1 protein-coding gene is annotated in these 18,341 nt (G+C 48.9%); it reads left to right on the forward strand.

Annotated features, from left to right (window positions below; genetic code table 11):
- The first annotated feature begins 508 nt into the window (after nucleotides 1–508).
- A complete protein-coding gene (locus tag J4N40_RS16870; RefSeq protein WP_503054988.1) occupies nucleotides 509–18,280 on the forward strand; it encodes a tandem-95 repeat protein in 17,772 nt (5,923 codons plus the stop codon).
- The last annotated feature ends 61 nt before the right edge of the window (nucleotides 18,281–18,341 follow it).

The raw sequence follows: 18,341 nt of genomic DNA on the forward strand, positions 1-18,341 counted from the left end.
CCGCACTAATTGCTTTAATGACAACAAGTAAGGATCTTTATACTGGGTTTTCAAATTTTTTTGTTTTTATGGAACTCGAAAGGTATGAAAAAAGTTGTATAAAAAAGTTGGTTTCTAAAAATGGTGTCCTTTACTGCCTCTAAATACGATCAGTTAGCTAAAAGCAACGGAGGCTGTAATGACAGGCGACACTAATCAAGAAAAAGACAATGAAAAGCTTAACGATGCGGTAGAGCAAACAGAAACGAAGGATACGGGGACAAAAGAAGAAAAACAGCAGTCGACCGTCTCTTCGACTGTAGCGACCGGTGCTGAAAGCGCAGATGCTGTTGATGAAGCCAATCGTGCGATGGAAGAAAATCCTAGTGGCGCGGGTACGGAAGAAGAAGCAGTGAGCTCGGGTGGCGCAGTTCAAGAAGAGGATACTGAAAGTAGCAGCGACTCTGACGCTGCACAATCCAATGTTGTTGATAGTGTAGCTTCTAGCGGAGAATCAGGTGACGAGGCTCTGGGCGGCGGTGATTCGGATTCTGGGGCGGGTGCCCAAGCGGTCGGTGGTGGTGATGCCTCTGGCTCTGAAGGTGGTTCGGACGCAGAAGGCAATGAAGCGCAAGGACAAGCGGTACAAACTTCATCTGCGCCAAGTGCTTCTTCAGACTCTGAAGGTTCTCAAGGTGGTGACGAGCTAGATTCAGAAACCACTGAAGAGAGCTTCGTGGTGGATGTACAAGACACCAGCGAAGAAACTACGACGCAAGTAGAAGACGATTTCGACTCCGAAACTACGAGCGAAACGTTCCAGATTAAAGTCGAAGGTGAAAATGACGCGCCAGAAGTAGGGCAAGATCTGGCATACATCATGGATGAAGATGGCACTATTACCTTCACTCAAGAACAACTTCTCGGGTACGCGAGTGATGTTGATGGCGATGATCTTGCCGCATTTAACGTGCAAGTGGGTGCTAATGCATCAGTTGTGGATAATGGTGATGGCACTTATACCGTCACACCTGAAGCTGATTTTAATGGTGAACTCGACTTAACGTTTGATATCAGTGATGGTCAAGAAACCATTTCTAGTTCGATTGATTTAACTGTTCGTCCAATCAATGACGCACCAGTGCCTGAAGATAAAACCTTTGAGATTGAAGAGGATGGTACGCTGATCTTCACCGATGCTGACCTGCTTGCTGGCGCAACGGATATTGAAGGCGATAACCTCACAGTTGAAGGTGTAAGTTACGATGGTGGCGACGGCATCCTGACCGATAACGGTAATGGGACTTACACTTTCGCGCCAAATGAAAACTTCAATGGCGATGTGAACTTCAGCTTTGATGTGTCCGACGGTACAGATACGGTTTCTGCCAACATTGATGTAAGCGTCACGCCTGTCGATGATGCGCCAGTGTCGGGCAATCTTGCGTACTCGGTGGATGAAGATGGTTCGATTCGTTTGAGCCAAGAGCAGTTGTTGTCGCAAGCTTCTGACGTGGAAGGCGATGCACTAACGGCGTCTAACCTTTCGGTAGATGGCAATGCGACGGTGACTCAAAATAACGATGGCAGCTTCACCATCACGCCGGACGCAGATTTCAATGGTGATATTGACATTAGCTTTGATATCTCAGATGGTACGAACACCGTTCAAGCAACCGCTGATCTAACGGTTAATCCAATCAACGATTTGCCTGTTCCTCAAGACCAGCAGTTCAGCGTGGAAGAAGATGGCACGCTGATCTTTACGGACGCAGACCTGCTTACTGGCGCAACGGATATTGAAGGCGATAACCTAACAGTTGAGGGCGTAAGCTACGACGGTGGCGACGGCATCCTGACCGACAACGGCAATGGGACTTACACTTTTGCGCCAAATGAAAACTTCAATGGTGATGTAAACTTCAGCTTTGATGTGTCCGACGGCACAGATACGGTTTCTGCCAACATTGATGTAAGCGTTACGCCTGTCGATGATGCGCCAGTATCAGGCAATCTTGCTTACTCGGTGGATGAAGATGGCTCGATTCGTTTGAGTCAAGAGCAGTTGTTGTCGCAAGCTTCCGATGTGGAAGGCGATGCACTGACGGCGTCTAACCTTTCGGTAGATGGCAACGCGACGGTGACTCAAAACGACGATGGTAGCTTCACCATCACGCCGGACGCAGATTTTAATGGTGATATCGACATCAACTTCGATATCTCAGATGGCACGAACACCGTTCAAGCAACCGCTGACCTAACCGTTAATCCAATCAACGATCTGCCTGTTCCTCAAGACCAACAATTCAATGTGGAAGAGGACGGCACACTGCAATTTACTGATGCGGATCTTCTTGCTGGCGCGACCGACATTGAAGGCGATGACCTTTCTGTAACGGGAATCAGCTACGAAGGAACCGACGGCGTTCTAACTGACAATGGCGATGGCACGTATAGCTTTGCGCCAAATGAGAACTTCAATGGCGATGTGAATTTCAGCTTCGACGTATCTGATGGCACAGATACAGTTTCAGCGAATATAGATGTGAGCGTTACGCCGGTGAATGATCCTCCGGTGGCAGGCTCAACGTCTTACACGGTTCACGAAGACAACTCTATTACCATTTCTGACGCGCAGCTGTTGGCAAACTCTTCGGATTTAGAAGGGGATGTCTCGATAGATAGCGTGAGCTACTCTGGCAGCGATGGTGTGTTGCAAATCAATGGTGACGGTACGTACAACTTCTCTCCAAATGAAAACTTTAATGGTGAAGTGACGCTTGATGTTGTCGTCGCTGATGAAGAAGGCGCAACGGATGCCACCACTGCTGGCATTACGGTGCTGGAAGTGAACGATCCACCAGTCGCAGGACCAACTTCTTACACCATTGATGAAGATTCAGTTCTGACCTTCAGTGAATCGCAAGTGCTGCTGAATGCCTCTGATGTGGAAGGCGATGTAGAGCTTGTTGGCATTAGTTACGATGGTCCGGATGGCATTTTCACCGTTAACGATGATGGCACGTGCAGCTTCGCGCCAAACGAGAACTTTAACGGGCAAGTTCAACTTGATGTGACCATTCGAGATGAAGATGGAGCAGAAGTTGATACCGTCATTAATGTGAATGTATTGCCAATCAATGATGCGCCAGTATCGGGTGGTTTGGCTTACAGCGTTAATGAAGACGGTGCGATTACACTCAGCCAAGAACAGCTTCTTTCTCAAGCGTCTGATATTGAGGGAGATGGTCTGACTGCTAGCGATTTGACTGTAGATGGAAACGCAACCGTCACAGCGAACGACGATGGCAGCTTCACGATTACGCCAGATGCGGACTTTAATGGTGACATTGATATCCAATTCAACATTACGGACGGCACAGACACTATCCAAGCAACGGCGGATCTAACGGTTAATCCGGTTAACGATCTTCCTGTTCCTCAAGACCAGCAGTTTAGTGTTGAAGAAGACGGCACGCTTCAGTTTACTGACGCAGACTTGCTTGCTGGCGCGACCGACATCGATGGCGATAACTTAACGGTTGATGGCATTAGCTACACAGGCAGCGATGGTGTGCTGGCTGACCACGGTGATGGTACTTACACCTTTGCACCAAACGAAAACTTCAACGGTGATGTCAGCTTTAGCTTTGGTGTTTCTGACGGCACTGAGACCGTACCAGCAAATGTGGACGTGAGCGTCACTCCAGTCAACGATCCTCCGGTTGCGGGTGCAACGTCTTACATGGTTGATGAAGACAACGCGATTACCATTTCCGACGAGCAGCTTCTGGCTAACTCTTCGGATGTGGAAGGCGCAGTGTCCATCGATAGCGTGACCTATTCAGGCACCGATGGCGTATTCCAAGACAACGGTGACGGCACTTACACCTTCATGCCGAATGAGAACTTCAGCGGTGATATCAGCCTTGATGTGATTGTGGCGGATGAGCAAGGTGCGATTGACGAAACGACTGCAGGCATTACCGTCATTGAAGTGAATGACCCTCCAGTTGCCGGTCCAACGTCTTACACGATTGACGAAGATTCAGTACTGACATTCAGTGAGTCACAAATTCTTGCTAACGCATCTGATATCGAGGGCGATGTAGAGCTTGTTGGCATCAGCTATGAAGGCTCGGATGGTATCTTTACCGTCAATGGCGATGGTACTTGTAGCTTTGCACCAAACGAGAACTTCAATGGTCAAGTTCAGTTGGATGTGACCATTCAAGATGAGAATGGGGCAACCGTTGATACGCACATCAATGTCGATGTATTGCCAATCAACGATCCACCAGTATCGGGTGATTTGGCTTACACCATCAACGAAGACAGCTCAATCACGCTAAGCCAAGAGCAGCTGCTTGCCAAAGCGGGCGATATTGATAGCGAGAACCTTGAAGCCATCAATCTATCGACAGATGACAACGCGACAATTCAATACAACGATGATGGCAGTTACACCATCACACCGGATGAAAACTACAACGGCGACCTAGATCTGACCTTCGATATCATTGATAACGATGGTGGTTCGGTACAAGTTGGTCTGGATATTACGGTTAATCCTGTGAATGACTTGCCACAAGCGCAAGATCAACAGTTCACGGTAGAAGAAGATGGCACCTTGCTGTTCACGGATGCAGACCTATTGGAAGGCGCATCGGATATTGATGGCGATGATCTGTCTATCGAAAACGTTCTCTACACAGGTGCGGATGGTGTACTTACCGATAATGGTGATGGCACTTATAGCTTCGCGCCGAATGAGAACTTCAACGGTGATGTTCAGTTCACATTCGATGTGTCTGACGGCACAGGTTCAACACCAGCATTCATTGATGTCAGCGTGACACCAGTGAACGATCCGCCGGTTGCAGGTTCTACGTCTTACACGGTTCAAGAAGACGGTCAAATCACCATCAGTGACGAGCAGTTGTTAGCCAACTCTTCTGATGTGGAAGGCGACGTAGCCTTGGCGAATGTTAGCTACTCTGGTAACGACGGTAGCTTCGTGGACAATGGCGACGGCACATATACCTTTACGCCAAATGAGAACTTTGACGGTAACATTTCGCTCGATGTTACGGTTATCGACCAAGATGGTGCAACGGATACGACAACCGCAGGCATCGATGTTATCGCGGTGAACGACGCACCTGAAACGTCAGGCATTCAAGCTGAAGTGGATGAAGATAACGCCATCACCATCACGCAAGAGCAATTGCTTGCGAATGCGACAGACATTGAAGGTGATGACCTTGTTGCCAGCAATCTACAAACCAATGACCCGGATGCGACGATCGTAGCCAACGATGATGGTTCATTCACGATTACGCATACGGAAAACTTCAATGGTGAGTTGGACTTCACTTACAACATCAGCGATGGCGAAAATGATGTTCTGACCACGTTGGATCTGACCGTTAATCCTGTCAACGATGCGCCAGAAGCGGGTGACGAGATCTTTATTCAAGCAGAAGAAGACCAAACAGTGGGTGTTTCTCTGCGTGAAGAGCCTGCGTTACGTCTCGACCAAGCCCCTGAAAACGGCATCATTGAAGCAAATCTAAATGACGAATGGGTACAGCTAGAAGTCGGGCAGGAGGTTCCTGCAGACACGGAAGTGCGCTTCATTCCAAATGATGATGCATTGGCAAACGGTACGCATACGAGTCAAATTGGTACCTTTGACGACAACGCCAGCCTTGATGATTGGGGTACTGCTGTTGACCCTTACACACGTGAGTTTGTTGATGGTGATTTGAAAGTTACCGTTCAAAGTAATGATGACCCACTCGGTGCGTGGAATGGTAAAACACACATCGGTCACGGTATCGGTGATACTGACCGCCAAGGCTTGAGCGGTGATGAAAAACTGACTGTGACTGTTGAAGGTCAAGACATCAACGAAATCAGCTTCCACCTAGATGGTCTAGGCGGCTGGTTTATGGAGGAGTCTCGCCACTTTACCGAAGTCGAAATTCGCGCGTTTAACTCTGATGGTGACTTGATCGACTCGATGACTTACCACAAAGAAGATCGTGGTAGCTATGAGACGGATTACACCCTAACGGTGAACGAGCCGGTATCTTACTTTGAGCTAGGTACGATTCAAGGTAACGGTACTTACGTGGTTCAAAACATGACGGTATCGCAAACTTGTCATGATGAAGCGGTGTTCACATCTATTGGCGTGGACGGCACGGAAATCACTGAAACGGTAGAACTGAATATCCGTGAAGGTGACAGTGAAATCGAACTGACCGCTGACCTGCCAAATGTGACCATCGATACCGAAGGTTCTACGCAGTTTGCCTCTGTGGTAATCACAGAAGAACAGCTTTTAGCACAAGCGAGTGATATCGATAGCGATGTTCTTGATATTCAAAACCTAGAGCTGGTGGGGGATAACGCGGAGCACGCTACGTTAACCGACAACGGCGATGGTACATGGACAGTCACACCAGATGAGAACTTCTACGGTGAGATTGAGCTTGGTTACCAAGTTACAGATGGTGAACTCACTGACGACAACATCATCAACATCAACTTTGAAGCAGTAAACGATGCACCAATCGTTTCTGGTCCGATTGTGTTGTCGACTGATGAGGATGTGGGCATTACGTTTAGCTCGGATGATTTGCTTGCCAATGCAAGTGACGTGGAAGGCGATGCGCTGTCTATCTCTGATATCTCTTACAGCGGTGATAACGGTGAGCTTGTCGACAATGGCGACGGCACTTACACCTTTATGCCGAATGAAAACTTCAATGGTGAAGTCGACATCGATTACAAAGTCTTCGATGGCACCGATGAAGTCGATACCCATCTAGATCTGACCGTTATTCCAGTCAACGATGTGCCAGTTCCTGGTGCGCCGCTGCATACTCAAATGCTAGAAAACGGCATCATCATCATCGAAGCAAAAGACCTGTTATCAGGTGCGACTGATGTGGATGGCGACATTCTGCATATCGAGAATCTACTGCTTGTCGACCAGTCACAAGGTACGTTGACAGACAACGGCGACAACACCTTTACCTTCGAACCAACTTCGAACTTCTACGGTGAAGTGAACTTGACCTTCGACATCAGCGACGGTCAAGCAAGTGCACCAAGCACAGCGAAGATCGATGTTGAGATCGTCAACGAAGGTCCAGAGGTCAGCGGCCCGGTTGATGCGGTCGTTGATGAAGATGGCTCAATTACCATCACTCAAGAAGACTTGTTAGCGAACGCGACCGACGTGGATGGTGACAACCTTGAAGCGGTGAACCTGTCGACCAACGATCCTAATGCAACCATCGTTGAGAACGCTGATGGTAGCTTCACGATTACACCGAGCGAAAACTTCTTTGGTGAAATCGAATTTACTTATGACGTAACGGACGCGATTGAAACCGTCGCTGCGGATCTAAACCTCACCGTTAACCCAGTGAACGACCTGCCAGATGTGCCTGATTTGTCCTTTACCACAGAAGACGGCGAAGCTATCACGATTACTGAAGCAGAGTTGCTGGCTCAAGCGACGGACATCGAAGGCGATGACTTATCTGTTGTGAACGTGACGAGCTTAAGCGATACGGTTCAAGTAACAGATAATGGCGATGGCACTTACACGTTAACGCCAGAGCAGGGCTTCTTTGGTAATGTTGACCTCACGTTTGATGTGAGCGATGGCACCGATGTGGTGGCGGCAAACATCGACTTGAAAGTTGAGTTCGTCAACGACGCACCAGAAGCAGCACCAATCGTGGCAGACGTGGACGAGGATGGCTCTATCCTCGTGACACAAGAAATGCTGCTTGAAAACGCCAGCGATCAAGATGGTGATGACCTATACGCAACGGCACTAGAAACCAATGATCCGAATGCCTCTATCGTGGATAACGGTGACGGCACGTTTACCGTTACGCCTTCACAACACTTCAATGGAGACATCGAGTTTACTTATGAAGTGAGCGATGGTGAATTGAGTGTTGCCAATGAAATGACATTGACGGTGAACCCAGTCAATGACATTCCAATTGTTGCGCCTGGCATGTACCACATTGAAGAGGATGGCAGCATCCTGTTCACGCAAGAAGATCTGCTAAGTGGCGCGATTGATATTGATGGTGATGACCTCACCGTTACCAGCATTAACTACTCGGGTGATGAAGGTACTGTAACGGACAACGGTGACGGTACATTTAGCTTCGTACCAGAAGAGCACTTCAGTGGTGACTTGCAATTCAGCTTTACGGTTTCTGACGGTACTGATGAAGTTGAGCAAGACATTAATGTCCATATCGAAGCCGTGGCAGATGCGCCAGACCTAGTCATCACTGATGGCGACGGTCGAAACGTGGATGACCAAGCGATCTTGGTTGAGCCAGGCGGTATTGTTGAAGTGAACATTGCCGCAGCATTGGTTGACCAAGACTTGTCAGAAACGCTGACTGTGACCGTTGATGGTGTTCCTGAAGGTTCGGTGATCAGCTACGACAACGAAGGGGTGCTTAACGATCAAGACAACGGTATCACCAGTTTCAACGATACTGAAATCACGGTTACGTTTGAAGGTGAAACCGCGGGTTACCAAAACACAGCGGGTTACTACAAAGTCGATGAAGATGGCAACATCACGGGCGTTGAAGTGGTGTACGAAAACGCTTCTCAAGTTGGCGGCGGCGGTGACCTCGTTCCGGGACAAGATCAGTTCAGCTTCCAAATCTCGGAAGGGGAAAGCTTCAACCTATTCTTGATTCCTAACGGTCATAACTTCAATGACTTTGCGTCCATGCAAGATGGTCAGTACGAGTTCCGTGCAGCAGATGGCTCTCCTGCGAACATGGATACAGTTGACCCACAACTCGTGTTTGTTGGCGCTGATGGTTCTGAAACCGTGATTCAAAGTCAATTCGGTGATGCAGTCTTCCACGGTGGTTCAAGCTCAGAGCTCAACCAAGATGGTATTGAACATACCCGAACTACCGTGAACGAAGACGGTGAACTGGTTTACGGCTTTGAAGATCTCTACGGTGGCGGCGATGCCGATTACACCGACTTCAACTTCACCATTGATGTGGGTGAAGTGAACAGCCAAATCTACAGCGGTGAAGTGACAGTCGGTCCAGATGGTTCCGTAACGCTTCCAACCACAGCAATTGAACAAGAGCTACAGATTCAATTGCCAGAAAACTTTAACCAACAGCTAGAAATCAACGTAACGGCAACGGCAACAGAGCTATCAAATAATGATTCTGAAACCGTTTCTCAAACCATCTATGTCAATGCAACAGGTGCCCACATTGAACATGCGCCTGAAGCATTGCCTGTTTCAGCGATGGTTGAAGAAGATGGTTCAATCCTAATTACGCAAGAAGATTTGCTTGCTAATGCGCGTGACTTGGATGGAGACCAACTGACAGCGCTGAATTTGGCAACGGATGATGAAAACATCACCATCACAGACAATGGCGACGGTACTTACACCTTAACGCCAGATGCGGACTTTAATGGTGATATCACCTTTACGTTCGATGTGTCTGACGGCGATGATGTTGTCTCAACCAACCTTGAGTTATTGGTGTCACCAGTTAATGATGCGCCTGAACCACAAGATCAAGCGTTCACCGTTGGTGAAGATGGTGTGCTGACCTTTACTGATGCGGATCTGCTAACAGGCGCTACCGACATTGAAGGGGATGACCTATCTGTTGAGGGGGTCACTTACACAGGCGCAGACGGTGTTCTTACTGACAATGGTGATGGTACCTACAGCTTCGCTCCAAACGAGAACTTCAATGGCGACGTGAACTTCACTTTCGATGTTTCCGATGGTACGGATACCGTGACGGCAAATATCGATGTAACAGTGACGCCAGAGAACGATCCACCGGTTGCAGGCAGCACGGCTTACACCGTTCATGAAGACAATTCGATTACCATCAGTGATGAACAGCTATTAGCAAACTCATCGGATATTGAAGGCGATGTATTGATTGATAGCGTGAGCTACAGCGGTAACGATGGTGTGTTAGAAATCAACGGTGATGGTACTTACACCTTCTCACCAAACGAGAACTTCAGCGGCGAGGTGAGCCTAGATGTTGTCGTTGTGGATGAAGAGGGTGCAACGGACTCTACCACTGCTGGCATTACTGTGATTGAGGTAAATGACCCACCAATCGCAGGTCCTACCGCATACACTATCGATGAAGACCAAGTTCTAACGTTTAGTGAATCGCAAGTGCTACTGAATGCTTCGGATGTTGAAGGTGATGTTGAGCTAGTAGGCATCAGCTACGACGGTCCAGATGGTATCTTCTCAGTAAACGGTGATGGTACTTGTAGCTTTGCACCGAATGAAAACTTCAACGGTCAAGTACAGTTGGATGTGACCATTCGCGATGAAGATGGCGCAGAGGTCGATACTTACATCACAGTCGATGTCTTACCAATCAATGATGCACCAGTTTCGGGTAACTTGGCGTACAGCGTTGACGAAGACAACTCAATCACGTTGAGTCAAGAGCAGCTTCTTGCTCAAGCATCGGATGTAGAAGGCGACGCGCTAACCGCATCTAATCTAGTGGTTGACGGTGATGCAACGGTTACGGCAAACGACGATGGTAGCTTCACTATCACGCCAGATGCGAACTTTAATGGCGACATTGATATCACGTTCGATATCAACGACGGCAGCGACACTATTGTTGCAACAGCGGACCTAACCGTTAACCCAGTTAATGATTTGCCGCAGCCAGAAGATCAAGCGTTCACCATTGGTGAAGATGGCGTGTTGATCTTCACTGATCAAGACCTATTGGATGGTGCAACGGACATCGATGGCGATGACCTCTCGATTGAAGGCGTCACTTACACAGGCGCAGATGGTGTCCTAACTGACAATGGCGATGGCACTTACAGCTTCGCGCCAAACGAGAACTTCAATGGCGACGTGAACTTTACCTTCGATGTTTCTGACGGCACGGATACCGTGACCGCGAATATCGATGTGACAGTCACGCCTGAGAACGATCCACCGGTGGCAGGCAGCACGTCTTACACAGTGCATGAAGACAACTCGATCACCATCAGTGACGAGCAGTTACTGGCGAATTCATCAGACGTCGAAGGAGATGTAGCGGTTGATAGCGTCAGCTACAGCGGCACAGATGGTGTGTTCCAAGACAATGGTGACGGTACGTACACCTTCTCGCCAAACGAGAACTTCAATGGCGAAGTGAGCCTAGATGTTGTCGTGGTCGATGAAGACGGTGCGACGGATTCAACTACCGCAGGTATTACAGTACTTGAGGTGAACGATCCACCAATCGCAGGCGCGACCAGCTACTCAGTGAACGAAGACGAAGTCATCACCATTAGCTCTGAGCAGTTGTTGGCAAACGCTTCTGACGTTGAAGGTGAAGTTGCGATTGATAGCGTCAGCTACAGCGGTTCCGACGGTATCTTTACTGACAACGGTGACGGCACATTCAGCTTCGCACCAAACGCTAACTTTGATGGCGATGTTAGCCTAGATGTTGTGGTTGTTGATGAAGACGGTGCAACTGCGTCAACTAATGCAAACATCGATGTATTGCCAATCAACGATGCGCCAGTATCGGGCAACTTGGCTTACAGTGTCGATGAAGACAATTCAATTACGCTTAGCCAAGAGCAGCTTCTTGCCCAAGCATCGGATGTAGAAGGCGACGCGCTAACCGCATCTAACCTAGTGGTTGACGGTGATGCAACGGTTACGGCAAACGATGATGGTAGCTTTACCATTACGCCTGATGCGAACTTCAATGGTGACATTGATATCACGTTTGATATCAGTGATGGTTCTGACACTTTGGTCGCGACGGCAGATCTAACGGTTAATCCAGTTAACGACCTACCACAACCAGAAGATCAAGCGTTCACCATTGGTGAAGATGGCGTCTTGTTGTTCACTGATGAAGATCTGCTTGATGGCGCAACGGATATTGATGGCGATGACTTATCTGTTGAGGGCGTCACTTACACAGGTGCGGACGGTGTCCTAACTGACAATGGCGATGGCACATACAGCTTCGCTCCAAACGAAAACTTCAATGGCGACGTGAACTTCACCTTCGATGTTTCCGATGGCACGGATACCGTGACCGCGAATATCGATGTGACAGTCACACCAGAGAACGATCCACCGGTGGCAGGTAGCACGTCTTACACAGTGCATGAAGACAATTCGATCACCATCAGTAACGAGCAGTTATTGGCTAACTCATCTGATGTCGAAGGCGAAGTAGCAATCGACAGCGTGAGCTACAGTGGCGCAGATGGCGTGTTCCAGGACAATGGTGACGGCACTTACACCTTCTCGCCAAACGAGAACTTCAATGGTGAAGTGAGCCTAGATGTTGTCGTGGTAGATGAAGACGGTGCGACGGACTCAACCACCGCTGGCATTACTGTTCTTGAGGTGAACGACCCACCAATCGCAGGCGCGACCAGCTACTCCGTTAACGAAGATGAAGTCATCACCATTAGCTCTGAGCAGCTATTGGCGAATGCTTCTGATGTTGAAGGTGAGGTGGCGATTGATAGCGTCAGCTACAGCGGCTCCGACGGTATCTTTACTGACAACGGCGATGGCACATTCAGCTTCGCGCCAAACGAAAACTTCAACGGTGATGTCAGCCTTGATGTGGTTGTGACTGATGAAGATGGTGCAACGGTAGCAACCAATGCAAGCATCGATGTATTGCCAATCAATGATGCTCCGGTATCAGGTGATTTGGCTTACAGCGTGGATGAAGATGGTTCTATCACTCTCAGCCAAGAGCAACTTCTTGCTCAAGCCGGCGACGTGGATGGTGATGACCTAACCGCATCGAACCTGACAGTTGATGGCAATGCGACCGTTGTTGCGAATGACGATGGTAGCTTCACTATCACACCAGATGCGGACTTCAATGACGACATTGATCTGAGCTTCGACATTACGGACGGTGATGCAACCATTCAAGCGACTGCCGATCTGACTGTGAACCCAGTGAATGACCTACCAACGGTTGGTCAGCCACAGTTCGTCACGCAAGAGGATACCAGCTTCACCTTCACTGAAGAGCAACTGCTGCAAAATGCAGGTGATATCGATGGTGATAACTTAACGGTTGAAAACGTTGCCTCTGACAGCGGTACCTTGGTTGATAACGGTGACGGCACTTACACCTTCGCACCAAACGAAAACTTCGACGGCAACGTGAACGTGACGTTTGATGTCAACGATGGCACTGCAACGGTTCCTGCTGAAGCGAACATTGATGTTCAATCTGTGGTTGATATGCCAGAGTTGTCGATTGCTTCGGACTTGGTGATTGCGTCTGATAACTTCGAGTCTGGCTCGAACGGTTGGAACGCGAACACTGAAAGCTCTCAAGGCTTCGAAACGGGCGACATGCTGGGTCGTATTGGTGGCACTGGCGGTGATGAAGCGGTCAGCAAAACCTACGAGATCCCAAGTGATGTTAATGAAGTGAATATATCGTTTAGCTTCTACGAAATCGATTCTTGGGATGGCGAGTCGTTCCAAATCTTTGTGGGTGGCGAACAGCTAACCACCTTGGAGAACTCCGCGTTCCGTACTCAAGATGGTACGACAACGCTATACGATTCTGACGGTAACGAAGTGGGTGAAGTGATCCACGGAGCCTCTCAACGTGAAGGCTTCAGTGGTTGGAATGACCAAGCTCACCAAATCAACCTGACGGTTCCTGTCGAGGATGGCGAACTGCAACTCGGCTTCGGTTCAACCTTGAATCAAGACGTTTGGGATGAATCGTTTGGTATCGACAACATCGAAATCACGGTAGCGGATGCGGATTACCAAATTATTGGTACCGAAGATACACCAGTGCCGCTTGATATCGATGCAGCGTTAAGCGATACCGATGGTTCAGAAAACCTCTCAATCTTGATTGAAGATGTGCCAGAAGGCAGCGCACTATCAGCGGGTGTCGATAATGGTGACGGCACTTGGTCACTACAACCAGGCGAGCTAGAAGGACTAGAGTTTATCCCTTCTGCGGACTTCAACGGCGATGTGACGCTAACCGTAAATGCAACCTCTACGGATGTGGATACAGGTACAACGGCGACAGCGACGCAAGATGTGACGATTCATATCTCGCCAACCAATGATGCACCAGAAGTAACGGGTGACATCACTGCAGTCACTGCCGAAGACAACAGCATTACGCTAACTCAAGAGCAGTTACTGGAGCACGCTGTTGATATCGATGGCGATGACTTAAGTGCAATCAACCTGAGCACCAATGATGAAAATGCAACGGTTGAAATGAACGAGGATGGCAGCTTCACCATTACTCCAAGCGAGAACTTCTACGGCGACATTGAGTTTAGTTACGATGTCACGGATGGCGAAGAAGTGGTTGCTGCTGGTCTTGACCTAACCGTTACACCAGTCAATGACGCTCCAGAGCCACAAGATCAAGCGTTCACCGTGGGTGAGGACGGTCTTCTTACCTTCACCGATGCTGACCTATTAACAGGCGCGACGGATGTAGAAGGTGACAACCTAACAGTTGAAGGCGTGACCTACACAGGTGCAGACGGTGTCCTAACCGATAATGGTGATGGCACTTACAGCTTTGCACCGAACGAGAACTTCAACGGTGACGTGAACTTCACGTTTGATGTATCAGACGGTACGGATACGACCTCTGCCAACATTGATGTGAGTGTGACGCCAGAGAACGATCCTCCGGTTGCGGGCAGCACGTCTTACACAGTACATGAAGACAACTCGATCACCATTAGTGACGAGCAACTATTGGCTAATTCGTCGGATATCGAAGGCGACGTAGACATCAGTAGTGTGACTTACAGTGGTAACGATGGTGTGTTCCAAGACAATGGCGATGGTACGTACACCTTCTCGCCAAACGAGAACTTCAATGGCGAGGTTAGCCTAGACGTTGTAGTTGTCGATGAAGAGGGTGCGACAGACTCAACCACTGCGGGTATCACAGTACTTGAGGTGAACGATCCACCAATCGCAGGTGCGACAAGTTACTCTGTCAATGAAGACGAAGTCATTATCTTCACGGAAGAGCAACTGCTAGCGCAGTCAAGCGATGTGGAAGGCGACGTGAGCCTAGAAAGCGTCTCTTACAGTGGTAGCGACGGCATTCTAACGGCGAATGACGATGGCACTTATAGCTTCGCACCAAATGAAAACTTCAACGGTGGCGTAAGCCTAGACGTAGTCGTCGCTGATGAAGACGGTGCAACTGCGACAACCAACGCGAACATTGATGTATTGCCAGTCAACGATGCTCCGGTATCTGGCGACTTGGCTTACAGCGTCGATGAAGACGGTTCAATCACATTGAGTCAAGAGCAGTTACTGGCTCAAGCGGGTGACGTAGACAGCGATAATCTAGAAGCAGTGAACTTAACCGCGGTTGCCAATGCAACCGTTGTTGAGAACCAAGATGGTAGCTTTACGATTACGCCTGATGCGAACTTCAATGGCGATATCGACCTAAGCTTCGACTTGATTGATAACGATGGTGCGAGCGTGGAAGTGGGCGTCGACCTAACGGTGAACCCAATTAACGATGCGCCGCAATCAACGCCAGTGAATATTGCTGGCACCGAAGATACCACCATTCTTATCACGCAGGACATGTTGCTTGCTAACGCGACAGATATCGACAACACCTACGACGAACTGTCTGCTGTCGACCTAGTGATTGATGAGCAATACGGTGACTTGCTAGACAACGGTGATGGCACTTGGTCATTCACTCCAGCTGAGAACTTCAATGGTGATGTGCCAATGTCGTTCGGTGTTAGCGATGGTGATTTAGTGACGCCGGTTGAAGGCAATCTAAACATCGAAGCGGTTAACGATGCACCAGAAGCGCCAACCATCCAGATGCAAGGCGAAGAAGATGTGGTCATGGTGATTGACCCAGCTTACATCGCTGATCAAGTTACGGATCTTGATGGTGACGAAATCAGCGTAGAAAGCATCACGGTTCGTGCTCCTGCAAACGCGACATTAACTCAGCAGCCAGATGGTATGTACCACTTGGTAACCACTCAAGACTTCAATGGTTTGGTGGAACTGGGCTACACCGCGACGGATGGTGAAGAAGTGGTTGAAGGCTCGTTGAATGTGGATGTTATCCCTGTCAACGATGCTCCATTCAATGTGGGTAATGCCTTTATGGCAACCGACGAAGATGGCGCATTCACCTTCGACGCTGGCGACCTGATGAACTTGTTCGGCGATATCGATACTGAAAACCTAGTCGTATCACGCATTATCACCGCAGAAGGTGAAGATGGTGGTGAGGTAACAGACAACGGTGACGGTACTTGGACGTTCACACCGACTGGCGATTTTGCAGGGGTTTCTGACTTGCAAGTTGTGGTAAGTGACGGTGAGTTTGAAACAGTACTTGATGTACCAGTGTTTGTTCGCCCTGTTGCGGATGGCGCGGTCATTACAACCGACCATGATGGTCCGTTAGTCTTCGGTGAGGACGAAACGGGTCACCTAGGCTTGAATGTCGGTCTAATCGACGATTCAGAAACGCTAAGTAACCTAGTGATGACTGGTTTCCCTGTTGGCTTCGAAGTTACGGATGGTGTGAACACCATTACCATTACGGAACCGGGTCAATACATCGACTTGAACGAGTGGGATATCTCAGACCTGCAAATGACGCCTCCGGCTGACTTTAATGGCGAGTTCTTCGTAACCGTGACCGCAACAACGGTGGATTATGGTGACGAGCCAGAAGAGTTCGAAGATGGTATCGATTCAGGTGACTTCGAAACCCTAGCGGGTGAACCCGTTATCCTAACCGCTGATGACCTAATCGGATTGGCAGAAAACGTAGACGCTGACGCGGGTGATGAAGTGAAATTCGTTCACCTAGCTGATCGCAGCCAAGGTGAGATAGTCGATAACGGTGATGGCACATGGACATTCAATCCAGCACCAGGCTTTACTGGTGAAGCGGATATCGCTTACGTGATTGATAAAGACGGTGTGCTTCATGATGAGCAAACAGGCGTGGTCGTGAAAGAAGACGCACCGCAAGAGAATGCTTCTCCAGAAATCGACAGTATTTCTACCACAGAAATGGCAGCGGATGGCACCTTGTCGTTCACCAATGATGACATGCTATCGACCTTGAGCGATGCTGAAGGCGACACCTTGAGCATTGAGTCAGTGAGCCTAATGGAAGGTCAAGGTGTGATAGAGACCGATAACCAAGGTAACTACCAATTCACACCAGCAGAAGGCTACACCGGAGATGTTCAAGTTGGCTTTATTGCAACTGACGGTGAAAACCGCATTGAGAGCTTCTTTAATGTCGACATCCAAGGTGAGGGTGAAACCACAACTAGCGAAGGCTACGCACTGGCTGATGATGGTTCACTAACCCTAACGGAAGCACAGTTGATTGATGAGCTTGGCATTAGCCCTTCAGCAGAAGTGTTGGATGTAGCCGATGCAAACGATGCTGGTTTCTTCGCGAAATCAGGTGATGAAGAGTGGACATACTGGCCGAACGATGACTTCGATGGCAATTTGGCTATGGATATTCAGGTCAACGACAATGGTGAAGTATCGACTCAGAATCTGAGCATCCAAGTTGCGGACGATTCAGCGCAAAGCGACGAGCCACAAATCCAAACTGCTCAAGCATCAGCAGAGCAGCAAGTTGGCGAAGCGCAACAGCCTGAAGAGCAAGCAGCAAACGGTGCAGACAGTGAAGAGGAGAGCGCAGCTGATGTGACTGCAGCACCAGGCGATACTATTTCTATCTCGGTTCCAGATGAGGTCAGTGGTAACGAATCGGTGGATTATGCAGAAATGTCCGGTCTACCTGATGGTGCATCAGTAAGCAACGCACTGGATAATGGCGATGGCAGCTTCACATTAAGTGGCAACCTGAACCAACCAGTATCGGTTGACTTACCAGAAGGTTACGAAGGTACGAGCGAAATCCAATTCCAAGGTTACGACGAATTGGGCAGCGCAGTAGAAGGTGCGAGTGGCACAGTTGAAGTTGAAGTCGATGATCAATACACCATGCAAGGTTCTGCTCAAGATCAGCAACCAGACATGGCGGGTATGGAATCTGGCGGCAGCGACTGGACAAGTGCAGGAGGTCAAGATCAAGGTGTTGACTTCACGGATGACTCTGGCAGCTTCGACTCGGATACTCAAACAGGTACTGACCAAGGCAACGATTTCGATCAAAGCTCAATGTAACCAGTCCTAGACGAGGGCAGTGTCATTGCTGCCCAAACCCAAGCCATGCAGGGCCTACTTT

Origin of the sequence: Vibrio sp. SCSIO 43097 (genome assembly GCF_023650755.1) — a bacterium.
Lineage (GTDB): Bacteria > Pseudomonadota > Gammaproteobacteria > Enterobacterales > Vibrionaceae > Vibrio > Vibrio alginolyticus.